Origin of the sequence: Stenotrophomonas sp. TWI1409, assembly GCF_039673015.1 — a bacterium.
In the GTDB taxonomy this organism is placed as follows: domain Bacteria; phylum Pseudomonadota; class Gammaproteobacteria; order Xanthomonadales; family Xanthomonadaceae; genus Stenotrophomonas; species Stenotrophomonas maltophilia_A.
On sequence record NZ_JBDJKU010000019.1, the window covers coordinates 1 to 24,692 of the forward strand.

The 24,692-nt window shown below is 65.5% G+C and carries 23 protein-coding genes and 1 pseudogene; 14 read left to right on the plus strand and 10 right to left on the minus strand.

All coding sequences use genetic code 11. The annotated features are described in order from the left end of the window. Positions 1-175: 175 nt before the first annotated feature. On the minus strand, positions 176-811 hold the full coding sequence (locus tag ABE423_RS08250) for an OmpW family outer membrane protein (protein ID WP_032129052.1): 636 nt from the start codon (positions 809-811) through the stop codon (positions 176-178). A 186-nt stretch (positions 812-997) separates the two neighbouring features. On the opposite strand from ABE423_RS08250, the gene ABE423_RS08255 reads away from it, so the two are divergent. From ABE423_RS08255 to lpdA, 3 genes are all read left to right on the plus strand, one after another. Next, positions 998-1,513 (plus strand): DNA-deoxyinosine glycosylase, encoded by a 516-nt coding sequence (locus ABE423_RS08255; protein WP_049460894.1) that lies wholly within the window; start codon positions 998-1,000, stop codon positions 1,511-1,513. 167 nt (positions 1,514-1,680) lie between these two features. Then, on the plus strand, positions 1,681-3,393 hold the full coding sequence (gene aceF, locus ABE423_RS08260; RefSeq protein WP_049399181.1) for a dihydrolipoyllysine-residue acetyltransferase: 1,713 nt from the start codon (positions 1,681-1,683) through the stop codon (positions 3,391-3,393). Positions 3,394-3,500: 107 nt separating this feature from the next. Then, a complete protein-coding gene (gene lpdA / locus ABE423_RS08265; protein ID WP_125893388.1) occupies positions 3,501-5,309 on the plus strand; it encodes a dihydrolipoyl dehydrogenase in 1,809 nt (602 codons plus the stop codon). Positions 5,310-5,753: 444 nt separating this feature from the next. Here the strand turns inward: lpdA and ABE423_RS08270 are convergent, their stop codons facing one another. Continuing rightward, positions 5,754-6,572, minus strand: coding sequence for a hypothetical protein (locus ABE423_RS08270; RefSeq protein WP_010481314.1), 819 nt, complete (start codon positions 6,570-6,572; stop codon positions 5,754-5,756). Between the two features lie 459 nt (positions 6,573-7,031). Here ABE423_RS08270 and ABE423_RS08275 point away from each other — a divergent pair, with 459 nt between their 5' ends. The 9 genes from ABE423_RS08275 to ABE423_RS08315 all read left to right on the plus strand — a co-directional run bounded on the left by ABE423_RS08275 (position 7,032) and on the right by ABE423_RS08315 (position 14,249). Continuing rightward, the gene (locus tag ABE423_RS08275; RefSeq protein ID WP_006394654.1) at positions 7,032-7,397 is read left to right on the plus strand and encodes a hypothetical protein; all 366 of its coding nucleotides are present in this window, start codon (positions 7,032-7,034) and stop codon (positions 7,395-7,397) included. Positions 7,398-7,428: 31 nt separating this feature from the next. Then, positions 7,429-8,229, plus strand: coding sequence for a F0F1 ATP synthase subunit A (atpB, locus tag ABE423_RS08280; RefSeq protein WP_010481316.1), 801 nt, complete (start codon positions 7,429-7,431; stop codon positions 8,227-8,229). 73 nt (positions 8,230-8,302) lie between these two features. After that, positions 8,303-8,608 (plus strand): F0F1 ATP synthase subunit C, encoded by a 306-nt coding sequence (gene atpE / locus ABE423_RS08285; RefSeq protein ID WP_005411133.1) that lies wholly within the window; start codon positions 8,303-8,305, stop codon positions 8,606-8,608. Positions 8,609-8,714: 106 nt separating this feature from the next. Further along, the gene (locus ABE423_RS08290; RefSeq protein ID WP_005419512.1) at positions 8,715-9,185 is read left to right on the plus strand and encodes a F0F1 ATP synthase subunit B; all 471 of its coding nucleotides are present in this window, start codon (positions 8,715-8,717) and stop codon (positions 9,183-9,185) included. Between the two features lie 2 nt (positions 9,186-9,187). Next, a complete protein-coding gene (locus tag ABE423_RS08295; protein ID WP_032129048.1) occupies positions 9,188-9,715 on the plus strand; it encodes a F0F1 ATP synthase subunit delta in 528 nt (175 codons plus the stop codon). 44 nt (positions 9,716-9,759) lie between these two features. Further along, on the plus strand, positions 9,760-11,307 hold the full coding sequence (gene atpA, locus ABE423_RS08300) for a F0F1 ATP synthase subunit alpha (protein WP_014038567.1): 1,548 nt from the start codon (positions 9,760-9,762) through the stop codon (positions 11,305-11,307). A gap of 97 nt (positions 11,308-11,404) precedes the next feature. Further along, positions 11,405-12,268 carry a F0F1 ATP synthase subunit gamma gene (gene atpG, locus ABE423_RS08305; protein WP_346485703.1) on the plus strand — a complete coding sequence of 288 codons (864 nt, stop codon included), beginning with the start codon at positions 11,405-11,407 and terminating at the stop codon, positions 12,266-12,268. Between the two features lie 38 nt (positions 12,269-12,306). Next, positions 12,307-13,713 carry a F0F1 ATP synthase subunit beta gene (gene atpD / locus ABE423_RS08310; protein ID WP_032129045.1) on the plus strand — a complete coding sequence of 469 codons (1,407 nt, stop codon included), beginning with the start codon at positions 12,307-12,309 and terminating at the stop codon, positions 13,711-13,713. A gap of 113 nt (positions 13,714-13,826) precedes the next feature. Further along, positions 13,827-14,249 (plus strand): F0F1 ATP synthase subunit epsilon, encoded by a 423-nt coding sequence (locus tag ABE423_RS08315; RefSeq protein ID WP_005419509.1) that lies wholly within the window; start codon positions 13,827-13,829, stop codon positions 14,247-14,249. Between the two features lie 198 nt (positions 14,250-14,447). Here ABE423_RS08315 and ABE423_RS08320 read toward each other — a convergent pair whose 3' ends face one another. Beyond that, the gene (locus ABE423_RS08320; RefSeq protein WP_346485705.1) at positions 14,448-14,831 is read right to left on the minus strand and encodes a GtrA family protein; all 384 of its coding nucleotides are present in this window, start codon (positions 14,829-14,831) and stop codon (positions 14,448-14,450) included. A gap of 83 nt (positions 14,832-14,914) precedes the next feature. Between ABE423_RS08320 and glmU the strand changes: the two genes are divergently transcribed. Both glmU and ABE423_RS08330 read left to right on the plus strand, forming a co-directional pair. After that, entirely contained in the window at positions 14,915-16,282 is a 1,368-nt protein-coding gene (gene glmU / locus ABE423_RS08325) for a bifunctional UDP-N-acetylglucosamine diphosphorylase/glucosamine-1-phosphate N-acetyltransferase GlmU (protein WP_317216868.1), read from the plus strand. Further along, positions 16,251-16,784: a GNAT family N-acetyltransferase gene (locus ABE423_RS08330; RefSeq protein WP_125893392.1), complete on the plus strand. Its 534-nt coding sequence runs from the start codon at positions 16,251-16,253 to the stop codon at positions 16,782-16,784. Before glmU ends, ABE423_RS08330 begins: the two co-directional genes overlap by 32 nt. A gap of 47 nt (positions 16,785-16,831) precedes the next feature. Here the strand turns inward: ABE423_RS08330 and ABE423_RS08335 are convergent. From ABE423_RS08335 to ABE423_RS08365, 7 genes and pseudogenes are all read right to left on the minus strand, one after another. Further along, positions 16,832-18,256, minus strand: a pseudogene (locus ABE423_RS08335) (HAMP domain-containing sensor histidine kinase); the annotation flags it as partial. Beyond that, on the minus strand, positions 18,181-19,527 hold the full coding sequence (locus ABE423_RS08340) for a sigma-54 dependent transcriptional regulator (protein ID WP_346485708.1): 1,347 nt from the start codon (positions 19,525-19,527) through the stop codon (positions 18,181-18,183). The pseudogene ABE423_RS08335 and the gene ABE423_RS08340, both read right to left, overlap by 76 nt. Positions 19,528-19,650: 123 nt before the next feature. Next, complete coding sequence (locus ABE423_RS08345; protein ID WP_183080218.1) at positions 19,651-20,028, minus strand: PDZ domain-containing protein; 378 nt, start codon at positions 20,026-20,028, stop codon at positions 19,651-19,653. A gap of 16 nt (positions 20,029-20,044) precedes the next feature. Continuing rightward, positions 20,045-21,262, minus strand: coding sequence for an FtsX-like permease family protein (locus ABE423_RS08350; protein WP_125893399.1), 1,218 nt, complete (start codon positions 21,260-21,262; stop codon positions 20,045-20,047). A 20-nt stretch (positions 21,263-21,282) separates the two neighbouring features. Continuing rightward, entirely contained in the window at positions 21,283-22,581 is a 1,299-nt protein-coding gene (locus ABE423_RS08355) for an ABC transporter permease (RefSeq protein WP_121504340.1), read from the minus strand. 10 nt (positions 22,582-22,591) lie between these two features. Beyond that, entirely contained in the window at positions 22,592-23,317 is a 726-nt protein-coding gene (locus ABE423_RS08360) for an ABC transporter ATP-binding protein (RefSeq protein ID WP_032129038.1), read from the minus strand. A gap of 35 nt (positions 23,318-23,352) precedes the next feature. Next, positions 23,353-24,630: an efflux RND transporter periplasmic adaptor subunit gene (locus ABE423_RS08365; RefSeq protein WP_049399200.1), complete on the minus strand. Its 1,278-nt coding sequence runs from the start codon at positions 24,628-24,630 to the stop codon at positions 23,353-23,355. Positions 24,631-24,692: the final 62 nt, after the last annotated feature.

Genomic DNA, 24,692 nt, shown 5'->3' on the forward strand with positions numbered 1-24,692 from the left:
GTCTTCAAAAGCGGCCGGGACTTCGATCCGGCCATGCTGAAGGTGGGTCAAGCCTGCTTCCAGCAGGCTTGACCACGAACATAGGATCTCGACTCTACAGAACGCGGGTGACGGAAACGACGACGGGCCCCGAAGGGCCCGTCGCGTTACATCAGTGAAGCAGTTGCAGCCTGGATCAGAAGCGGGCGCCGATGCCGAAGCCGACGGTCCACGGATCCATCTTGGCTTCGCCGATCTTCTCGCCGCCAACCTTCACGTCCGGGCGGGCGCGCATGTAGCGGGCGTCAGCACGGGCGAACCAGGTGGAGTTGATGTTCATGTCCACGCCGACGGTGCCGATCACGCCCTTGGCATCCTTGAAGCGGATGTCGGTGTCAGCGCCGTTGCCCAGCTTCTCGTTGCTGAAGCTCGACTGGTAGTAGCCCACGCCCACGAACGGACGGAACACGTTGTCAGCCTGACCGAAGTGGTACTGGCCGCTCAGCGCGATCGGCTGCTGCTCGACCGAGCCCAGGCGGGCGTTGTTCGGGCCCTTGAACTTGTTGTCGAACTTGTCGGCAGCGCCCCACAGTTCAACGGCCCAGTTGTCGTTGATGTAGTAGCTGAAGCTGACGGTCGGCGCCGGGCCACCATCGGTCTTCTTGACGCCGGTGATCGGGTCGTTCTTCGGTTCCAGCAGCGAGATGCCGCCAACAACGGCAAAATGCTTGCCCGAAGCGGTGTCGGTGCTGCTGCTGTCCTGGGCGAAAGCGGCCGGCGCGAAGGCGGCGGAGGTCAGCAGGGCGAGACTCAGGATACGGATGGAGCGCATGGGGGTATCTCCTAATGTTTCTTGTTTTGGGCCCCCGGTTGCGGGGCGAGCACACCGTAGTCGCCCCAACATGAATCGAATCCGACGCACGTTAAAAAATAGTTTCCCTTGTTCAGCGACTGGAGCGAAAAGCCTGTTTTCATGGGCTTTTCGGCCTTCGGCGACATTCATGCAGTTGGAGAAGATGTGAGCGAAGCAACGGTGTGCATCGGCCTGCAAGCGCAGGTGAAGGCGGATTGCAGGGTGCTGCTGCTGGGTTCGATGCCCGGCGTTGCGTCATTGCAGGAGCAGCGCTACTACGCGCATCCGCGCAATCGCTTCTGGCCTGTGCTGGCCGATATCTGTGGCTTCGATGTGGCCCTGGCGTACCCGCAACGGCTGCGCGCACTGCAGGCAGCCGGTGTGGGTCTGTGGGATGTGATCGGTCAGTGCGAGCGGCGTGGCAGCCTGGATGCCGACATCGTGCGTGGCACGGAAGTACCCAATGCGCTGCCGGCATTGATCGCTTCGCTTCCTGAGCTGGAGCTGATCGGCTGCAACGGTGCGGCATCGCTGAAGGCATTCCAGCGTTGGGTGCTGCCCGGCCTGGAGGCGCCGCCAAGGCTGCTGGCGCTGCCGTCCACCAGCCCGGCCAACGCGGCCTGGTCACTGCCGCGGCTGCGCCAGGCCTGGCAGCCGGTAGCCGACGCACTGGCGACATGAAGCGGACATCGTCCGGACAATACGCTACCGACTGGTCGCGGCCGCAACCCATGAGCAACAGCGTGTCCCGGCTGCGTGAGTACTGAAAACACCTGTAACGGTTGGCGCTGGCCCCCGCTGGCCGCACAATAGACGTTTCCCTACACCAGATTGCCGGAGTTATCCCCATGGCCGAAATCAAGGAAGCACTTGTCCCCGATATCGGTGACTACAGCGATATCCCGGTAATCGAGGTGCTTGTCGCCGTCGGCGACACGGTCAAGAAGGACCAGGGCCTGGTGACGCTGGAAAGCGACAAGGCGACCATGGAAGTGCCGTCGGCCGTCGCCGGCGTGGTCAAGGAGATCAAGGTCAAGGTCGGTGACACCCTGTCCGAGGGCAAGGTCGTGGCGCTGATCGAAGTGGCTGAAGGCGAGGCTGCCAAGCCGGCCGCTGCCGCCCCGGCACCGGCCAAGGCCGCAGCGCCGGCCGCTGCCACCCAGAGCACGCCGGCCCCGGCCGCAGCTGCGCCGGCCGCTCCGGCTGCCAGCGGTGGTGCGGTTGAAGCGCTGGTGCCGGATATCGGCGACTATTCCGGCATTCCGGTCATCGAAGTGCTGGTCGCCGTCGGCGACACGGTCAAGAAGGACCAGGGCCTGGTCACGCTGGAAAGCGACAAGGCCACCATGGAAGTGCCGTCGTCGGTGGCTGGCGTGGTCAAGGAACTGAAGGTCAAGGTCGGCGACACTCTGTCGCAGGGCAATGTGGTCGCCATCATCGAGGCCGAGGGCGCTGCCGCGCCGGCGCCGACCAAGGCAGCCGCTGCTGCCGCTCCGGCTGCCGCCGAGACCGCCACCAAGGTCGAGCCGGTCGCTGTGCCGGCGCAGCCGGACAAGCTGGCGGCCCGCGAGGTCGCCTCGGCCGGTACCCCGTCCAGCCCGCCGGTGCAGTTCAACGCCGATGGCGTGCTGCCGGCCAAGGTGCCGTATGCCACCCCGGCGGTGCGTGTGTTCGCCCGCGAACTGGGCGTGGACCTGCTGCAGATCAACGGCACCGAGAAGGGTGGCCGCATCACCAAGGGTGACGTGCAGAAGTTCGTCAAGGCCGCACTCAGCGGTGGCGTGCCGGCTGCCGGCGGTGCTGCTGTTGCTGCCGGTGGTGGCCTGAACCTGCTGCCGTGGCCGAAGGTCGACTTCAGCAAGTTCGGCGAGACCGAAGTCCAGCCGCTGTCGCGCATCAAGAAGATCTCGGGTGCGAACCTGGCCCGCAACTGGGCCATGATCCCGCACGTCACCCAGTTCGAACAGGCCGACATTACCGACCTGGAAGGCCTGCGCGTGGCGCTGAACAAGGAAAACGAGAAGGCCGGCATCAAGCTGACCATGCTCGCCTTCCTGATCAAGGCCAGCGCCGCGGCGCTGAAGAAGTTCCCGGAGTTCAACGCCTCGCTCGATGCCAGCGGTGAAAACCTGACCCTGAAGAAGTACTTCCACATCGGCTTTGCCGCCGACACGCCGAACGGCCTGGTCGTGCCGGTCATCCGCGACGTGGACAAGAAGGGCGTGGTGCAGATCGCGCAGGAAACCGGCGAACTGGCCAAGAAGGCGCGCGACGGCAAGCTCGGCCCGGCCGACATGAGTGGCGGCTGCTTCTCGATCAGCTCGCTGGGCGGCATCGGCGGCACCGCGTTCACCCCGATCGTCAATGCACCGGAAGTGGCCATCCTCGGCGTCTCCAAGTCGTCCATCCAGCCGGTCTGGAACGGCAAGGAATTCGCACCGAAGCTGATGCTGCCGCTGTCGCTGAGCTACGACCACCGCGTCATCGATGGCGCCCTGGCCGCACGCTTCACCACGTACCTGTCGCAGGTACTGGCCGACATGCGCCGCGTGCTGCTGTAAGGCACCGCTTCGCCCCCACCGTGCGGCCGCCGCCCCTGGCGCGGCCGCGTGAACAGATGCAGTGACAGCCCGCCGGTACCGCCGCGCGGGCACGAGGAAAACCCACCATGGCCACGATTGAAGTCAAGGTTCCCGACATCGGCGATTACAGCGATGTGCCGGTGATCGAAGTGTTGGTCGCCGTCGGCGACACGGTGAAGAAGGATCAGGGTCTGGTGACCCTGGAATCGGACAAGGCCACCCTGGAAGTGCCGTCCTCGGCTGCCGGCGTGGTCAAGGAAATCAAGGTCAAGCTGGGCGACACCCTGTCCGAAGGCGCCGTGGTCGTGGTGCTGGACGCCGAAGGTGCCGCCGAAGTCCCGGCCAAGGCCGCCGCGCCGGCCCCGGCAGCGGCCGCTCCGGCCAGCAAGCCGCCGGTGACCCCGTCGCACCGCGCCCCGGCTGAACCGGCTGCGCCGAAGCCGGCGCTGTCCAGCGGCAAGCCTGCCGACATCGAATGCGAAATGGTCGTGCTGGGCTCTGGCCCGGGCGGCTACACCGCCGCTTTCCGCGCCGCCGACGTCGGCCTGGATACGGTGCTGGTCGAGCGCTACGCCAGCCTCGGCGGCGTCTGCCTCAACGTGGGCTGCATTCCGTCCAAGGCGCTGCTGCACGCTGCAGCGGTCATCGACGAAGTGGCCCACGCCGGTGATTTCGGCGTCGAGTTCGGCAAGCCGACCATTACCCTGGACAAGCTGCGCGAGTACAAGGAAAAGGTCGTCAACCAGCTGACCAAGGGCCTGGCCGGCATGGCCAAGCAGCGCAAGGTCCGCAGCGTGCAGGGCGTTGGCAAATTCGTTTCGGCCAACGAGCTGGAAATCACTGCCGCTGACGGCAGCACCCAGCTGCTGCGCTTCCAGAAGTGCATCATCGCTGCCGGTTCGCAGGCGGTGAAGCTGCCGAACTTCCCGTGGGACGACAAGCGCGTGATGGATTCCACCGACGCGCTGGAGCTGGCCGAAGTGCCGGGCTCGCTGCTGGTTGTCGGTGGCGGCATCATCGGCCTGGAAATGGCTACCGTGTACGGTGCGCTGGGCAGCAAGGTGACCGTGGTCGAGTTCATGGACCAGCTGATGCCGGGCGCCGACAAGGACCTGGTCAAGCCGCTGGCTGACCGCCTGAAGAAGCAGGGCATCGAAGTGCACCTGAAGACCAAGGCCTCGGGCGTCACCGCCGATGCCAAGGGCATCACCGTGACCTTCGACGCCGCCGAGGAAGGCCAGTCGCCGGCTCTGGCGCAGGGCACCTTCGACCGCGTGCTGGTGGCCGTGGGCCGCTCGCCGAACGGCAAGAAGATCGATGCCGAGAAGGCCGGCGTGCAGGTCACCGACCGCGGCTTCATTCCGGTCGACCGCCAGATGCGCACCAACGTGCCGCACATCTTTGCCATCGGCGACATCGTCGGCAACCCGATGCTGGCCCATAAGGCCACGCACGAGGGCAAGCTGGCTGCCGAAGTGGCTGCCGGCCACAAGAAGGAGTGGGTGGCCCGCGTGATTCCGTCGGTGGCCTACACCAACCCGGAAATCGCCTGGGTCGGCGTGACCGAGACCGAAGCCAAGGCCAAGGGCCTGAAGGTCGGCGTGGCCAAGTTCCCGTGGGCCGCCAGTGGCCGCGCGATCGGCATCGGCCGCACCGAGGGCTTCACCAAGCTGATCTTCGACGAAGAGACCCACCGCATCATCGGTGGTGCGATCGTCGGCGTGCACGCCGGTGACCTGCTGGCCGAGATCGGCCTGGCCATCGAGATGGGTGCGGAGGCGGAAGACATCGGCCACACCATCCATGCTCACCCGACGCTGAGCGAGTCGGTGGCGATGGCCTCGGAAATCTACGACGGCACGATCACCGATCTGTACATGCCGAAGAAGAAGTAAGGCGCCCGCGCCTTCGCGAACGAGAAGCCTCGGCATCTGCTGGGGTTTTTTGTTTCTCCGCTCCGGATTTTTGCGAGCGGTGGGGCCGCTGCGCGGGTGGCAGGCGTCTGGACAAATGTCCCCCGTCGTCCGCCTGCGGCGGTCGCCTCCTCCTTTACTTTGTCCAAGCGCCTGCCACCCGCGCAGCGGCTCGGCTTGCGGATAGTCGAGAGCCACAGCTTGGCCCGCCTGGATGCCTGACACGCGGGGGTAGAGGGGCTTGCGTGCGAAGTAAAGGAGGAGGTGACGGCCGCAGGCCGGTGCCGGGGGACATTCGCACACAAGCCCCTCTTCCCCCAGCGCTCGACCAACCTGCTTCTCTGCTCGACGATGCAAAGAAAAAGCGCGGCCCCGATGTTCCGGAGGCCGCGCCAGGAGAGAGTGTGCCGTGGAAGGGGCGGGGGATCAGAACACGAAGCTGACGCCGGCCACCGGGCCCTTGAATTCCTGCTTCAGGCCGATGGTGCCGTCGCTGCCCTTCTTGTCCGCGTCGAGCTTGAACCAGTCGTAGCCAGCGAACACACCGAAGTTCTTCGTGAAGCGGTAATCGACGATGGCGTTGGCGCGGCTCAGGTCGCCCTTGTAGTCATCGAAGCTGCCCCAGCGCGTGTTGAGGTACTGGCCCTGCAGCGTGATCATCCACTTTTCCGACGGGGTGAAGCTCAGGCGCGCACCGACCACCGGCGCCACGCCGTCCGTCTTCTCATTGAGGAACTGGCCTTCGTAGACGGTACCCAGATCGGCGTAGGCCTTGGTGCTGACCTTGGCGTACTCGGCACCCAGCTGCAGGCCGAGGTCGAAGGTATCGGTGTCCACCACCGAGTAGTCATAGACCAGGCTGGCGACCTGGTACTTCAGTTCGCCCTTGACGAAGCTGCCAGACGGCACGTTGACGTCACCGAAGGAGATGTCCTGGCCAAGGGTCTCGCGGCGGTCCTTGTCGTACTTGAAGTAGTTGAACAGCAGGCGCTGGCGGTTGCTGATGCGGAACATGCCGTCGATGCGCGGTTCCCACTCCTTGCCACCCAGCTTGAAGTCCTCGGAGAAGCCGATGTCCTGGCCGGCGACGTTGGTCTTGCCGCGAAGGGTGTTGTCCGAGTCGATGTTCATCGCACCCAGGCGCAGGGCGAAGCGGTCGTCGCCTTCAGCGGCGTGGGCGGCAGTGGCGAACGAAGCGCCGGCGGCGAGCAGGGAGAGGGCGAGAAGGGTGGGTACGGGGCGCATCGAAGAGTCCTTGCAGTGGTTCATCAGAATGAAGACCACTGTGCCGGACAGGCCCGTCCACCATCCGTGAACGTATGGTCCACGAAGTGTGCACGGTTCAGCGCTGTCGCGACGATGCAAAAAGATGGCCCCGGAGCCGGGCTTCGGGGCCATCGTGGGACCTGCGGGGCGGAGCGTCGACGAGGTTGCTGCAGGCAGGTCGAAAGATCGGACCGGCGCATTCGGTGAAAGTTCCGCGGCCTGCGACCAAAGTTCAATACTGCGCTGCAACATCATACGGACGTCATTGTCCCCTGGGTGGCACGCAAAAATGTAACCGTTACCGCAACTTGCGGCCTCCCGGGATGAACAGGGAGCGGTTGTCTCGCAAATTGTCCCATTGCTATAATTTGGCGGCTCGATGAGGCCCCCCTGCTGTAGTCGCCTCAGCCCTCCACTTGCAACCACGCGGGACGTCCTGTGCTGAACTCCGTTGATGCGGGTCGGCGACTGATGCTGCGCGCCGCGGTCTACCCGCTGGCCGCAGTGGCTGTCCTGGCCCTGGCCTTCCTGCTGGTAGGTCCGAAATATGCCCTCGGCGCGCTGGCGTCCGGTGTGGCCATTTCGGCCGGTGGCTGGGTGGCGGCACGGATGGCACTGGGCGGTGGGGCACTGGCCGCAGGATCGGCGATGGCTCGCCTGATCATTGCGATCGTGGCCAAGTGGGTGGTGGTTTTCGGCGTCCTGCTGGTGGGGTTCCTGGTCTTCAAGCTGCCTGCATTGGCGCTGTTGGCCGGTATCGCCGTCGGCTTGATGTTCCAGGTCCTGGCGATGGCCAGGCGTTGACAGAATTCAATTAACTGAAGGTTCCGGACACATGGCGGGCGAGGCTCTAACCCCTACCAGCTACATCCAGCATCACCTGCACAACCTGACCGCGCCGGTCGGCAAGGGTGAGGGTATGTTCTGGCATATCCACGTCGATACCTTCCTCACCGCGGTCCTGATGGGCCTGGTGATCGTTGTCGCGTTCTGGCTGGGCACCCGCAAGGCCACCGCCGGCGTGCCGGGCAAGTGGCAGGCCTTCGTCGAGATCTGCCTGGAGTTCGTCGACCGCCAGGCCAAGGACACCTACCACGGCAAGAGCAAGCTGGTCACGCCGATCGCCATCACGATCTTCTTCTGGATCCTGTTGATGAATCTGCTGAAGATGATCCCGGCCGATTTCATCGCCAAGCCGCTGGAATGGGTGGGCGTGCACTACTGGAAGCCGGTCCCGACCGCTGACGTCAATGCCACCCTGGGCATGGCCATCAGCGTGTTCTTCCTGATGCTGTTCTTCGCGCTCAAGTCCAAGGGCCTGGGCGGCTTCATCAAGGAATTCCTGACGGCGCCGTTCGGCAAGTGGATGATGCCGTTCAACCTGATCCTCAACATCGTCGAGTGGCTGAGCAAGCCGATCTCGCTGGCGATGCGACTGTTCGGCAACATGTTCGGCGGCGAAATCGTGTTCCTGCTGATCTGGGTGCTGGGTGGTGCCGGTTTCTTCGGTGCCATTGCCGGTGGTGTGTTCGGCCTCGGCTGGATGCTGTTCCACCTGCTGGTGATCCCGCTGCAGGCCTTCATCTTCATGATGCTGTCGATCGTGTACCTGAGCCTGTCGGAAGACGCTCACTGAGTTTCAAGCTTCAACGCGTTTCAACCTTCATCCGTTTCATCACCCTTAGCAACTTAAGTTCCTGGAGATAACCATGTACTTCGCCGTCCTGACCAACTTCGCGCAGATTCAGAGCTCCACCGCCCTTGCCGTCGGCATCATGATCGGCCTGGCCGCGCTGGGCGCCGGTCTGGGTCTGGCCATCATGGCTGGTAAGTTCCTGGAGTCGGCCGCCCGCCAGCCGGAACTGATCCCGGTCCTGCAGGTCCGCATGTTCATCACCGCCGGCCTGATCGACGCCGCGTTCATCATCTCGGTCGCCGTCGGCCTGCTGCTGGCCTTCGCCAACCCGCTGTCGGCTGCCTTCGCTGGCGCCGTCACCAAGGCTCTGGCCGGCTGATACAGCGGTTTGAGACGACCGGGTGCTGATGCACCCGGTTTCGGATGAAGGCCGGATGCGCCGCTACGGCGGCGCGTCCACCCCGAAACCAGCGATCGAGCTAACCATGAATATCAATTTCACCCTTCTTGCGCAGGCGCTGGCCTTCGCTGGTCTGATCTGGATCATCGCGACCAAGATCTGGCCGCCGCTGATGAACGCGATCGAAGAGCGCCAGCAGAAGATTGCTGAAGGCCTCGCTGCTGCCGACCGCAGCCAGAAAGATCTGGCCCAGGCGCAGGAGAAGGTCAACGAAGCGCTGAAGGAAGCACGTACCAAGGCCAACGAGATCATCGATCAGGCCCACGCACGTGCCAACCAGATCGTTGATGCTGCCCGTAACGAAGCGATCACCGAAGCCACCCGTCAGAAGGAACTGGCCCAGGCTGAAATCGACGCCGCCGCCAACCGTGCCCGTGAAGATCTGCGCAAGCAGGTGTCTGCGCTGGCCGTGACCGGTGCCGAAAAGCTGCTCAAGCGCGAAATCGACGCCAACGCCCACAAGGCGCTGCTCGACGAGCTGGCCTCGGAGATCTAAGGATGAGCCAGGCCCTCACGCTTGCCCGCCCGTACGCCCGCGCCGCGTTCGCGACCGCGCGCGACGAAGGCGCGTTCGCGCCGTGGTCGGACGCCCTGGCGTTCTCCGCCCACGTCGCCGCCGATCCGCGCGTGGCGGCCCTGCTCGCCAACCCGGAGCTGGGTCGTGACGACGCCGTCGCCCTGCTGGCGCCGGTGTCCCACGGCGAGACCTACTCGCGCTTCCTGGCCATCCTGGCCGAATCGCATCGTCTGCCGCTGCTGCCGGAAATCTCCGGCATGTTCGACGCCCTGCGCGCCGAAGCCGAGCACGTGGTCAAGGCCACGGTGACCTCGGCTTCCGAGCTGTCGGCCGGAGAGCTGGACGCGATCAAGGTTGCGCTGCGCAAGCGCTTCAACCGCGAGGTCGACGTGACCACCGCGGTCGATGCTTCGCTGATCGGCGGCGCCGTGATCGACGCCGGCGACGTGGTCATCGATGGTTCGCTGAAGGGCAAGCTGGCCCGTCTGCAGACCGCGCTCGCTAACTGAATTCATTTAACGTCCGGCCCCGCTGCCGGCACTAGGACTTGACGATGGCAACCACGCTCAACCCCTCCGAAATCAGCGAACTGATCAAGAACCGCATCGAGAAGGTCAAGCTGGCCGCGGAATCGCGCAACGAAGGCACCGTGACCAGCGTGTCCGACGGCATCGTGCGCATCTTCGGTCTGGCCGACGTGATGCAGGGCGAAATGATCGAACTGCCGAACAACACCTTCGCCCTGGCCCTGAACCTGGAGCGCGACTCGGTCGGCGCCGTGGTCCTGGGTGACTACGAAAACCTGCGCGAAGGCGACGTCGCCAAGACCACCGGCCGCATCCTGGAAGTGCCGGTCGGTCCGGAACTGCTGGGCCGCGTCGTGAACGCGCTGGGCGAGCCGATCGACGGCAAGGGCCCGCTGGGCACCGACCTGACCGCTCCGGTGGAGCGCGTTGCTCCGGGCGTGATCTGGCGCAAGTCGGTCGACCAGCCGGTGCAGACCGGTTACAAGTCGGTCGACTCGATGATCCCGATCGGCCGTGGCCAGCGCGAGCTGATCATCGGTGACCGCCAGACCGGCAAGACCGCGATGGCGATCGATGCGGTGATCAACCAGAAGGGCACCGGCATCAAGTGCGTGTACGTTGCGATCGGCCAGAAGGCTTCGACCATCGCCAACATCGTGCGCAAGCTGGAAGAGAACGGCGCGCTGGCCCACACCATCGTGGTGGCCGCGACTGCTTCCGAATCGGCTGCCATGCAGTACATCAGCGCCTACTCGGGCTGCACCATGGGTGAGTACTTCATGGACCGCGGCGAAGACGCGCTGATCGTGTACGACGATCTGTCCAAGCAGGCCGTCGCCTACCGCCAGATCTCGCTGCTGCTGAAGCGCCCGCCGGGCCGTGAAGCCTACCCGGGTGACGTGTTCTACCTGCACTCCCGTCTGCTCGAGCGCGCTGCCCGCGTGTCCGAGGAATACGTCGAGAAGTTCACCGAAGGCAAGGTCACCGGCAAGACCGGTTCGCTGACCGCGCTGCCGATCATCGAAACCCAGGCCGGCGACGTGTCCGCCTTCGTTCCGACCAACGTGATCTCGATCACCGACGGCCAGATCTTCCTGGAAACCGACCTGTTCAACGCCGGCATCCGCCCGGCCGTGAACGCCGGTATCTCGGTGTCGCGCGTCGGTGGCTCGGCCCAGACCAAGATCATCAAGAAGCTGTCGGGCGGCATCCGTATCTCGCTGGCCCAGTACCGCGAGCTGGCTGCGTTCGCGCAGTTCGCCTCGGACCTGGACGAAGCCACCCGCAAGCAGCTGGAGCGTGGCCAGCGCGTCACCGAGCTGATGAAGCAGAAGCAGTACGCGCCGATGTCGATCGCCAACCAGGCGCTGTCGATCTACGCCGTCAACGAGGGTTACCTCGACGACGTGCCGGTCAACAAGCTGCTGGCGTTCGAAGAAGGCCTGCACGCCCACTTCGCCAACACCCAGGGCGAGCTGATCAGCAAGGTCAACGCCACCGGCGGTTGGGACAACGACATCGAAGGTGCCTTCAAGAAGGGCATCGCCGAGTTCAAGACCACCGGCAGCTGGTAATCGCGGTCCTGTAGAGCGGAGCCTCTGGCTCCGCTGGACCAGATGACAAACGGTTGAACAACGCGGGGCAGCAGCCCCGCGCCACGGGAAACAAGAGATGGCAAGCGGACGCGAAATCAAAACCAAGATCAAGAGCGTGCAGAACACCCGCAAGGTGACGCGCGCCCTGGAAATGGTCTCGGCCTCCAAGATCCGCAAGGCGCAGGATCGGATGAAGACCTCGCGTCCGTACGCGCAGGCGATGAAGCAGGTGATCGGTCACCTGGCCCAGGCCAGCACCGACTACCAGCATCCGTTCCTGGTCGAGCGCGAGCAGGTCAAGCGGGTCGGCTTCATCGTGATCTCCTCCGATCGCGGCCTGGCCGGCGGCCTGAACAACAACCTGTTCCGCAGGATGCTGGGCGAAGCCAAGGCATGGCAGGACAAGGGCGCGGAAGTGGACCTGGTGACCATCGGCCAGAAGGCATCGACCTTCTTCCGCCGCGTGAAGGTCAACATGGTCGGCAGCGTGACCCACATCGGCGACGTGCCGAAGCTGGAATCGCTGATCGGTGTGATCAAGGTCATGCTCGACGCCTTCACCGAAGGCAAGATCGACCGCGTGTACCTGGTCTACAACCGCTTCGTGAACACCATGACGCAGAAGGCCAGCTTCGATCAGCTGCTGCCGCTGCCGCCGGCTGAGAAGCAGGTCGCTCACCACGACTGGGATTACCTGTACGAACCCGATGCCGCGACCGTGCTGGAGCACGTGATGACGCGTTACATCGAGTCGCTGGTGTACCAGGCGCTGCTGGAAAACGTTGCCTCCGAACATGCCGCACGCATGGTCGCGATGAAGGCGGCGAGCGACAACGCCAACAAGCTGATCGGTGAGCTGCAGCTGGTCTACAACAAGGCACGCCAGGCAGCGATCACCCAGGAAATCTCCGAAATCGTCGGCGGCGCGGCAGCAGTCTGACCGCGTTCGTTCAAAGCACACATTTAGAGGATGCAGCAATGAGTCAGGGCAAGATCGTTCAGATCATCGGCGCGGTCGTCGACGTCGAATTCCCGCGTGAGTCGGTGCCGAAGGTGTACGACGCACTGAAGGTCGACAACACCGAAATCACCCTCGAAGTCCAGCAGCAGCTGGGCGACGGCGTGGTGCGTACCATCGCCCTCGGTTCCACCGACGGCCTGAAGCGCAACCTGGTTGCCACCAACACCGACCGCGGCATCTCGGTGCCGGTCGGCGCTGGCACCCTGGGCCGCATCATGGACGTGCTGGGCCGTCCGATCGACGAAGCCGGCCCGGTGGCCGCCAGCGACAGCTGGGAAATCCACCGTGCGGCCCCGTCGTACGAAGACCAGTCCCCGGCTACCGAGCTGCTGGAAACCGGCATCAAGGTCATCGACCTGATGTGCCCGTTCGCCAAGGGCGGCAAGGTCGGCCTGTTCGGCGGCGCCGGCGTCGGCAAGACCGTCAACATGATGGAGCTGATCAACAACATCGCCAAGGCGCACAGCGGTCTGTCCGTGTTCGCCGGCGTGGGTGAGCGTACCCGTGAGGGCAACGACTTCTACCACGAAATGAAGGACTCCAACGTCCTCGACAAGGTGGCGATGGTGTACGGCCAGATGAACGAGCCGCCGGGCAACCGTCTGCGCGTCGCCCTGACCGGCCTGACCATGGCCGAGTACTTCCGCGACGAGAAGGACGAAAACGGCAAGGGCAAGGACGTCCTGCTGTTCGTCGACAACATCTACCGCTACACCCTGGCCGGTACCGAAGTGTCGGCACTGCTGGGCCGCATGCCGTCCGCCGTGGGTTACCAGCCGACCCTGGCCGAGGAAATGGGCGTTCTGCAGGAGCGCATCACCTCGACCAAGAACGGTTCGATCACCTCGATCCAGGCCGTCTACGTTCCCGCGGACGACCTGACCGACCCGTCGCCGGCGACCACCTTCGCCCACCTGGACTCGACCGTCACCCTGTCGCGTTCGATCGCCTCGCTGGGTATCTACCCGGCCGTCGATCCGCTGGATTCCACCAGCCGCCAGATGGACCCGCTGGTCATCGGCCACGAGCACTACGACACCGCCCAGCGCGTCCAGCAGACCCTGCAGAAGTACAAGGAACTGAAGGACATCATCGCGATCCTGGGCATGGACGAGCTGTCCGAAGAGGACAAGCAGGCCGTGTCGCGCGCCCGTAAGATCGAGCGCTTCTTCAGCCAGCCGTTCCACGTGGCCGAAGTGTTCACCGGTTCGCCGGGCAAGTACGTGCCGCTGAAGGACACCATCCGTGGCTTCAAGGCCATCGTCGATGGCGAGTACGACCACCTGCCGGAGCAGGCGTTCTACATGGTCGGCGGCATCGAAGAAGCGGTCGAGAAGGCCAAGAAGATGGCCGAGAAGGCCTGATCCGGGACGGGCGGGAGCGATCCTGCCCGACCTGACGCCGGCGCCGGGCAACCGCCCGCGCCGGTGGACTCCCACGGTGGCATTGCGCCGCCGCGAACAGCGAAGAGATTTGCATGAGCACGATCCGTTGCGACATCGTCAGCGCCGAGCAGGAAATCTTCCGTGGCGAAGCGACCCTGGTCGTGGCCACCGGTGAGCTGGGCGAACTGGGCATCGCGCCCAAGCACGCGCCGCTGATCACCCGCCTGAAGCCGGGCAAGGTGGTGGTGACCACGCCGAACGGCGAGCAGCTGGATTTCGCCATATCCGGCGGCATCCTGGAAGTGCAGCCGCAGGTGGTGACCGTGCTGGCCGACACCGCGATCCGCGCGCAGGACATCGACGAAGCCTCGGTCCGCAAGGCCAAGGAAGAAGCCGAGCGCATCCTGGCCAACCGCGGCGAGGCGATGGAAGTGGCTGAAGCCCAGCAGAAGCTGGCCGAAGCCGTCGTCCAGCTGCAGGCCCTGGAGCGCCTGCGCAAGAACCTCAAGCACTGAGGTTTCTCGCGCTGCATCCACGAGAACGCCGGCCCTGTGCCGGCGTTTTTGTTTGTGCGGGGTAGAGTGTCGGCTGGGCTGAGTCGACTGTCAGTCGACTATCGCGCGCAGCGCGGGATTTCCGCAGTCTGATGGAAGAGCCGTCGACCAACAGTCGACTCTACCGATCCCGATCCCGATCCCGATCCCAGCGCCGTATCAGCGGTAGACCACGTAGCGCATCAGCAGGAAGGAAACGCACGCCAGCCCGCCTTCCACCAGCGGCTTGGCCAGCCAGGTGTACTGCAGGCCCAGCGCGTGGTCGACCAGGCTCACCAGCAACGTGCTTGTCGCGGTGAGCAGCAGCCACAGCCCGAAGAAGCGTGAAAATCGACGCCAGCCAAGGCGCGCGTCACCTGCGTTGGCAAAGGTGTAACGGCCGTTGAGCCAGAAGCCCAGCAGCATCCCGACCAGGCGACCGGCAATGTTGGCAGGCACCACCGGCAGGCCCAGCGCGGTCGCGGTGACGAACACCAGCCAGTCGAGCAGCAGCTGCACGAGCCCGATGATGAGATAGGTGCTTCCCTGGCGGACGAGGCCCATCAGTGCGGTGAAGGAGGTGGGATGCACATGTTAACGGCCCACGCTCTAGAATCATCGGCAACGAACCACGGACTGCCGTTTCCATGACCCAACCCCTGCACGTCATCATCCTCGCCGCTGGCGCGGGCAAGCGCATGAAGTCGGTGCTGCCGAAGGTGCTGCAGCCGATCGCCGGCCAGCCGATGCTGGCGCATGTGATCGATGCGGCCCGCGAACTGCAGCCCTCGGCGATCCACGTGGTCTACGGCCATGGTGGTGAAGCGGTGCGCCAGCACTTCGCCGACCAGCCCGACCTGCAATGGGCTGAACAGGCACGGCAGCTGGGCACCGGCCATGCGGTGGCCCAGGCGATGCCGCAGGTGCCTGACGCCGCGCAGGTGCTGGTGCTGTACGGCGACGTGCCACTGATCCGCGCGCAGACCCTGCGCGACCTGCTGGCGCAGCCGGGTCGCCTGGCGGTGCTGGTCGCCGATGTCGATGACCCGACCGGTTATGGCCGCGTGCTGCGCGATGCCGAAGGCAAGGTGGGCTCCATTGTCGAGCAGAAGGACGCTACCGACGACCAGCTGCGTGTGCGCACGATCAATACCGGCATCATTGCCGCCGAGTCGACCGCGCTGCGGCGCTGGCTGTCGCAGTTGTCCAACAGCAACGCGCAGGGCGAGTACTACCTGACCGACGTGTTCGCCTTTGCCGCGCACGAGTACACCCCTGCCGAAATGGCACTGGTGGCCGACGCGCAGGAAGCCGAAGGGGCAAACGATCCCTGGCAGCTTTCGCAGCTGGAGCGTGCCTGGCAGCGCCGCGCGGTACGGGCCCTGTGCGCGCAGGGCGCGCGCGTGCGTGACCCGGCACGACTGGATATCCGTGGCACCGTCACCGTGGGCAGCGATGTGCTGATCGATGTCGACGTCGTTCTGGAAGGCCACATCGTGCTCGGCGACGGCGTCACCGTGGGCCCGTTCAACCGGCTGAAGGACGTCAATCTTGGCCCGGGCACCGAAGTGCGCGCGCATTGTGATCTTGAAGGCGTGGTCACCGAAGGCGCTGCTCTGGTGGGACCGTTCGCGCGGCTGCGCCCGGGGACCGTGCTCGCCGACGGCGTGCACGTGGGCAACTTCGTCGAGACCAAGAAGGTCACCCTCGGTGTTGGCAGCAAGGCCAACCATCTGACCTACCTGGGCGATGCGGTGATCGGCAGCAAGGTAAACATCGGTGCCGGCACCATCACCTGCAACTACGACGGCGTGAACAAGTCGACCACCACCATCGGCGACAACGCCTTCATTGGTTCCAACAGTTCGCTGGTAGCGCCGGTGACCATTGGCGACAGCGCGACGATTGCCGCCGGTTCGGTCATCACCCGCGACGCCCCGGATGGCAAGCTGACACTGGCACGTGCACGACAGGAAACCATCGATGGCTGGAAGCGCCCGCTCAAGAAGTCCTGAGCCACGCATCCCGCATGCCGACGAACTCGGCATGCTGCCGGCAATTGAACAACGTGCCGGTGAACTGCTGAAGGGTCACCAGGCCTACCCGGTGTTTGCCGGGCATGGTCTGGACCTGCCGACGCTGCAGGATGGCCTTCAACGTGGTCAGTTGTGGGTGGTGGATGCGGCTGACGGTGGTATCGCGGGTTACCTGCTGGCCGGCGAACTCTGCGGTGAATTCCATGTGCTGCAGATGGACGTGGATCCCGCACACGCGCGGCGTGGCCACGGCCGCGCTTTGCTGCGCCATGCCTTGGCGCAGGCGAGGGTGGGGGGCTACGCGGCCGCGGTGCTGACCACGCTGTCCGATGTGCCGTGGAATGCGGCCTTCTATGCCAGCGAAGGATTCGACGTAGTGCCCGAGGTGCAGTGGAACGATGGCCTGCGCGCGGTGATGGCCGAAGAGGCTGCGCTCGGGTTTCCGATGCACCTGCGGGTGGCGATGCGGCAGGTTTGGTAGGTGCCGACCTTGGTCGGCACATCCGCGCATGGCGTGGACCTACCCGCTCAACCCACCGGCAACAGGATCGACACGCACAACCCGCCATCGCCGCGATTCTGCAGTGATACCCGGCCGCCATGCGCTTCCACGATCTCGCGGGTCAAGGCCAAGCCCAGCCCGGTACCATTGCGCTTGGTCGAATAGAACGGCATCAGCGCATTCTGCAGCACCTGCTCGTTCATGCCCTTGCCGCGATCCAGTACGTCCAGGCGCAGCCACTGCGGCAGCCGCGTGAGTTGCACCTGTACGTCATCGTTGGGCGGCTCTGCTTCGGCGCAGGCTTCGTGCGCGTTCTTCAACAGGTTCAGCAGTGCCTGCCCGAACTGGGCGATGTCGATGCGGCTGCTCAGTTCCTCGTCCGGCTCACGTTCCATGCCGAACGGGATCTGCTGGCGCAGGCTGGACAGGAAGGGGGCCCAGTGCACGGTCTGCAACTGCGGCTGCGGCAGCTTGGCAAAGCGCGCATAGCCGCGGATGAAGCCCTCCAGGTGGCGTGCGCGATCCTCAATGGTGGTGAAGATCTCCGGCAGCCGGTCAAAGCGCTCACGCTGCACCAGTACACCGCCGGAGTGGGCCAGCGAGGCAATCGGTGCCAGCGAGTTGTTGAGCTCGTGGCTGATCACCCGGATCACCTTCTTCCAGGTCTGTACTTCCTGGCGGCGCAGCTCGGCGGTCAGCAGGCGCACCAGCAGCAGGTCGTGCGGACGACCATTGAGCTGGAAGGCGCGGCGCGAGAGGTGGTACACCTGCTCGTCGTCCTCATCGCCGTCCTCGCCCTCGGCATGCACCGCGAACAGGCTGTCGCCACCGCGGGCGATGGCATCGCGCAGCTCCACCGGCACCTGTTCCAGCACGTCCTCCAGGCGCTGGCCTTCCAGCTTCCAGCCGCCATGCAGCAGCTTGCGCGCAGCCAGATTGGAGAACACCACGCGGGCGATGCCATCACCGCCCGAGGCGATCAGCAGCATCGCCACCGGCGTGTTCTGCACCATCGTGTCCAGCAGAAGTTCGCGTTGCACCAGGCCCTGCCGCTGTGCACGCAGCACATCGCCCAGTTCGCGGTGTGCCTGCACCAGGTCGCCGAGCTCGTCATTGCCGGGCCAGTGCACGCCGAAGTTGTATTCGCCGTCGCGATAGCTGCTGGTGGTGCCCGCCAGGGCCCGCATCAGTGACCGCACCGGGGCGGTAGCGCGACGCAGGGTCCACCACATCAGCGACAGCAGGATCAACGCCGACACCGTGGTCACCACCCAGCCATGGTCCATCCAGTAGGCCAGCAGCCACGGCAACGCGGCGGCCAGCGCCAGCACCGGCAGCAGGCGCAGGAACAGGCGGAAAGTGAACGAGCGCCGTTTCATTCGCGCGGGATACCGTGGCGGTCCATGCGCCGGTACAGCGCCTGGCGGCTCAGGCCGAGTTCGGCGGCGGCCTGGGCGATGACGCCATGGTTGCGCGCCAGTACCTCCTCGATGCGCGCGCGGTCGGGGTCATTGCCCGCACTGGGGGCCGGGCGCGGTGCGGCGGCTGCGCGCGGCAGGTTGAGATCGGCCACTTCAATACGGTTGCCGGTAGCCAGCAGTTCGGCGCGCTGGATCACGTTGCGCAGTTCGCGCACGTTGCCTGGCCACGGGTGCCGCTGCAGGGCGGCGGTGGCGGCGCTGGACAGGGGCTTGCCAGCGGTCAGGAAGCGCTCGGCCAGCGGCACGATGTCGCCCGGACGTTCGGCCAGCGGCGGCAGCACCAGTTCCACCGTGTTGAGGCGGTAATAGAGGTCTTCGCGGAAGGTGCCGTCGCGGATCATCGCCGGCAGGTCGGCATTGGTCGCGCTGACCACGCGGACCTTGACCTGGCGTTCGCGGTTGGAGCCCAGGCGCTCGAAGCGGCCGGTTTCCAGCACACGCAACAGCTTCATCTGCCCGCCCAGCGACAGGTTGCCGATCTCATCCAGGAACAGGGTGCCACCATCGGCGGCCTCGAACTTGCCTTCGCGCGCCTTGTTGGCGCCGGTATACGCACCGGCCTCGGCACCGAACAGTTCGGCCTCGATCAGTTCCGAAGGCAGCGCGCCACAGTTGACCGCCACGAATGGACCCTTGGCCACCAGAGAATTGGCCTGGATGATCTGCGCGATCTTCTCCTTGCCGGCACCGTTCGCGCCGGTGATCAGTACCGGCAGTTCCGAGCGTGCGACTTGGCAGGCGAGTGCGATGACGCGCTCGCTGGCAGGGTCGGCGAAGACCGCGCCGCACAGGTCATACTTCTCTTCCAGCGCATTGCGCTGGCGCAGTTCACGGCTGCGGCGCCGGTCCAGTTCGCGGCGCGCCTCGGACAGTTCCAGCAGGTTGTTGACCGTGGTCATCAGCTTGCGGTCGTCCCAGGGCTTGGCCAGGTAGTCGGCCGCACCGGCCTTGACCAGATCCACCGCGCTGCTGAGGTGGGTCCAGGCGGTCAGCAGGATCACCGGCAGATCGGGATGGCGCGCGCGGATCTGCGCGAACAGGGCCTCGCCTTCTTCGCCGGAGGTGGTGTCCTCGCTGAAGTTCATGTCCTGGATCACCAGGTCGACCGGCTGCGACTCCAGCAGGGCCAGCCCTTCGGACGGGCTCTGCGCCTGCAGGGTGTCGATGTCGTGCAGGGAGAACAGCACGTCCAGCGCGGTACCCACGCTGGCGTTGTCGTCGATGATCAGGATCGCAGGCATCAAGCGGTTCTGCAGAAAGGGATGGGCGGCGCCGTTGGAGCAGTTCGTGTCCACGCACCGGGAGAGCCCGGCGCCACCCATCAAGCATAGCCAAACCCGTGGCTGTGCAGGAGCGGCCCTCGCTCAGCGCCGGGGAGGCGCCGGGGGCCGTGGCGGCGCGGGTGGCGGCGGCACCTCCAGCGCCTGGCGCCAGGCTGCGGCGTCGACCGCCACCGTCAGTTCGCGCTTGTCGCGGCGCAGCAACAGATAGGCGGTGGCTGCGTTGGCATGACGCAGGGCCTCGGCAAGGTGTTCGACCCGGCGCACCGCCGTGTCGTCCACGCGCAGGATGCGATCGCCACTGCGCACGCCGAAGCGCATTTCCGGGCTGGCGGCCTCCACGCGCACCTGGCCCTCCGTTGAGCGCAAGGACAACCGCGCGGCATCCTGGCGCCACTCCAGTGTCTGCGCACTGCCACCGCCGGCCAGCGCCGGCAATGGCAGGAGCAGCATCAGGCACATCGCGCGGGCACGCATCTCACGCGCCCCGCGTGGCGACCGCAGGCGGCACCGCCGCCGCACGCCGCGCCGGCCCGAACACCGCGATCTGGCCCAGCACCCACAGCAGCAGTGCACCCAGCGGCAGGTAGTACAGCGGCATGCGCGGCAGCTCGTACAGGTTCATCAGCGCCAGGTTGATGGCGTAGGCCGTCAGCATGCCCAGCACGATGCCCAGCGTGGCCAGCAGGAAGTTCTCGGTCTGGAAGTAGCGCAGGATCTGCCCGCGGGTCGCGCCCAGCGCACGGCGGATGCCGATCTGCTTGCTGCGCTGCTGCACCCAGAAGCTGGCCAGGCCGATGATGCCCAGCGCGGTGACCACCAGCAGCGAGATGCTGACGGTGATCAGCAGGCCGACCATCGCGCGGTCGTTCTTGAAGAAGTCCTTGCGCTGGTCTTCATAGGTCAGCTTGTCGCGCATCAGCCGGTTGGGGTCGTTGCGTTCCAGCGCGGCGGCACCGGCATCGAGTACTTCCTTGCGGCGTTCCGGCGAAGTGCGCAGCACATACGTGCCACCTTCGTCGAAGGTGCGCCGCATGGGCAGCAGCATCGAGTTGGTCCAGTTGTCATTCCAGCCGTTGGGCGTGCTGAGCGTGTCGACGATGCCGACCACATGCAGCGGCTGCTTGCCCATGTAGTAGGTCTTGCCCAGCGCACTGCCATTGGGTTCCATCTTGGCGGCGGTGGCCTGGGTGAGGATGACCGGGATCGCGTTCTCCTTTGCGCCGCCCTTGCTGGCGTCTTCGAAGTTCTGGTATTCGTCGGGCAGGAAATCGCGGCCTGCGATCAGGTTGATGCCCATCGTGGCCAGCCCGTTCTCGGACAGGGTGTACATCGAGGCGTTGGTGGTCGGCCGTTCCTGGTCGATCACACGCGAAATGCTGCTGCTGGAGGAGCCGTTGCGGAAGGGGACCTGGTTGATGATGGTGACGTTGCTGACGCCGGGAATCGCGCGCAGCGATGCCAGGTCCTCGCGGGTGCGGGCCATGGCGTCGGTCTGCTTGCCGATGCCGCTGACGCGCAACATGACCAGTTCGCTCTCGGCGATGCCGCTGGGCATGCTGATCTTCTCCACGCGCTGGCTGACCAGGAACAGCGCGTTGCAGACGATGGCGCAGGTCAGTGCGACTTCCAGCACGATCAGGGCAGCGGCGGTCTTGTGCCGGCGCAGCGTGCTGAGGATGGGGCGGATGTCCATGGGAGTCCTCGTTCGGGTGCTTACTGCGACTTGAGCTGGATGGCCGGGGTGACCTGCATGGCGCGCCAGGCGGGCAGGAACCCGGCGGCAAGACTGGCGAGCAGGGTCAGGCCCAGCGCGAGCAGCAGCATGTTGCCGTCCAGGTGGGCCAGCTTTGCGTATTCCACCGGTTGCTGGCGCACCGCGAACAGGCCAAGCAGGGCCAGACCGATACCCAGCACGCCACCGACCACACCGACCGCACCGGCTTCCACCAGGCACTGCAGGAAGATCTGGCCACGGCTGGCACCGAGGGCGCGGCGCACGCCGATCTCACCACTGCGGCGCAGGAACTTGGCCAGCAGCAGGCCCACCGTGTTGACCAGGCAGACACCCAGGAAGCCCAGCGCCAGCCACAGCTGCAGGCGCACATCGCTGGGGACCGCGCCATTGAAGTCCAGCCATTCCATCACGGTGCGCAGGCGCACGTTCGGCGGATGCTTGAAGCGGCCGGCCTCGCGCTGCTGGGTCGAATAGTTCTCCAGGTAGCGGCGGTAGTCGGCGGCCTTGGCCGGGTCCATCTCCACCCAGTACTGCAGCCATGCGCACGGTGCATTGAGCGAGTAGCTGTTGCCGTCGGGATTCTCGCCGAAGCAGTTCATGTTGCCGTTGTTGCCCAGCTTCAGGTCGAAGGAGGTGGAGATCGGCAGCAGCAGGTCCTCGTTCTTGCCGTAGCTGCCCGTGGTCAGGTCGTAGAAGTGCGGCTCCGGGCTCCATTCCTTCATCACGCCGACAATGCGGTAGCTCTGCCCTTCCATGCGCAGGTCGCGGCCGACGCTGTTGGCGCCCTGGTACAGCTTGTCATTGAGCGCCTTGGAGATGACCACCACGCGTGCACGGCCTTCATCGTCCTCGCGCGTCCAGGGGCGGCCGTACTGCATGGGCACCTCGAACATCGGGAAGAAGTCGGCCGAGGTCCAGCGGGTGTCGATGCTGAAGGGCTTGAGAGTGCTGTTGTCCGGTTCGATGGTACCGCCGCCGCCGCTCATCAGTGCCTGGCGCTCGCCCTTGGCTTCGCGCAGCAGGGCTTCACCGTCGAAGCGGGTCAGCTGGGTTTCCGGTTCCTCGCCAGCGACATAGGCGCCGGTCGCGGCATCAAGCTGCACATAGAACAGGCGGTCACTCTTGCCGGGAATCGGGTCACCGGACAGCACGTGGAACACGGTCAACGTGGTCATCGAGGCGCCGATGCCTAGCGCGATAGCGATCACCATCAACGCGGTCAGTACCTTGTTGCGGCGGAAGCTGCGCACCGCCAATCGGGCGTAGTAGGCGAACATGGTCGGGCCCTCACTCGTTGACGGCGACGATGTGGCGTGGCGGGGTGGCCAGCACCGGCTCGCGCACCAGGTCGGTCACCTGGCCATCGACGATGTGCACGTTGCGCTGCGCGCGCGCGGCCAGTTCCGGATCGTGGGTGACCATCACGATGGTGGTGCCGGCAGCGTTGATCTCCTCCAGCAGTTCCATCACGCCGCGGGCCATCTGTGTGTCCAGGTTGCCGGTCGGTTCGTCGGCCAGCAGCAGGCGCGGGCTGCCGGCAAGCGCACGCGCGATGGCCGCGCGCTGCTGCTGGCCACCCGACAGTTCATTCGGATAATGCTTCATGCGCGAGCCGAGGCCGACCTGGCTCAGCGCCTTCTCGATACGTTCGCGGCGCTCGTTGGCGCTCATCTTCCGATAGCGCAGCGGCACGTCGACGTTGTCGAACAGGTTCAGGTCGGGAATCAGGTTGAAGCCCTGGAAGATGAAGCCGATCTTCTGGTTGCGCAGGCGGCTGCGGGCGTCGTCGCCCAGCGTGCTCACGTCCTGGCCGTCAAGCATGTAGGTGCCGCTGGTGAAGGTTTCCAGCAGGCCGGCGATGTTGAGGAAGGTGGTCTTGCCGGAGCCTGACGGGCCGGTGACGGCGACGAACTCACCTTCCTTGACCTGCAGTTCCAGCGAGCGCAGTGCGTGGGTTTCCACCTGTTCGGTGCGGAAGACCTTGGCGACCGAACGCATTTCGAGCATGTACATGGGGTGTCCTCTCTCCAGGATTCAGGTATCAGGTATCAGTTGACGGAGACGCGTTCGGCGTCCTTGAACAGGTCGCTGCCAGAGACCACGATGCGGTCGCCCGGCTGCACACCCGACTTGATTTCCACTTCGCCCAGGCTGCTGACGCCCAGTTCCACCGGACGCCGCACTGCGGTGCGGCCATCCATCACGTAGGCGATGCCGTTGCCCTGTTCGACGAACGGGCCGCGCTCGACCTTCAGCACGTCCTTGCGGGTGTCGAGCAGCACGCGCACCGACATCCGCTGGCTCTGGCGCAGGCCTTCCGGCTGCGCGCTGGCGAAGCGCACGCGGGCGTTGACCTCGCCGTTGACCACTTCCGGCGACACCGCACTGATCTCGCCCGGGAACGGCTTGCCGTTGCCGCCGGTCAGCTGAGCCGGCATGCCGATCGCCAGGTCGCGGGCGAAGCTCTCCGGCACCTTGATCTCGACCTCGAACTTGGACAGGTCGACCACGCCCAGCACGGGCGCATTGGCGGCCAGGTTGGTGGACTGGACGGCCTGCACCTGGCCGACCTGGCCGTCGAACGGCGCGCGCAGGGTCAGCGCGTCCACCTGGCGCTGCACTTCAGCCACGACGGCCTTCTGGCGGTCGGCCAGCAGGCGCTTGTTGCGGGCGTCCAGGTCAGCGCCCTGGCTCTGCAGGCGTGCATCGGTGGTGGCGTTGGCCAGCGTGATGTCGGCCTTCTTCAGCGAGTCCTTGGCCTTGGCCAGATCGATCTGCGGTACTGCACCGCCGTCGTAACCGCGCTGGTAGCGCTGCAGGTCGCGGTCGGCGGCCTGGCGCTCGATGGTGGCCTGGTCGGTTTCCTTGCGCGACTTGGCGCGGGCCAGGGTGGCGTCCAGCGCGGCGCGGCTGGCCTCGGCTTCCAGGCCGGCCAGGGTGGCCTGCTCCTGGGCCAGCTTGCTGCGCAGTTCCGGGCTGTCGATGACCGCCAGCTCCTGGTCCTTCTTGACCACGTCACCGGCAACGACTTTCAGGTCCACGGTACCGGCCGAGATGGCGTACAGGATCGGGCTGTTGGCGGCAATCACCCGACCGTCGGCGGCGATGTCGCGGACCAGGTCTCCGCGCTTCACTTCGGCGATGCGCACGCGGCTGCTGTCGTAGGAGCGGCTGGCGTTGGACCAGGCGTACACGGCCCAGCCGATGCCGGCCAGCAGCGCGATGGCGCCCAGTGCCGGCCAGCGGTAACGCTGCCAGTTGGCGCGGGTGGTGCCGGCCGGGGCGGAGGAAACGATCTGGTCCTGTGCGGAGGTGTCGCGGATCATCGGGTGCGTGCCTGACGGTGGTAGTGGGTACCAAGCACGTAGCGTGCCAACTTTATTTCCTT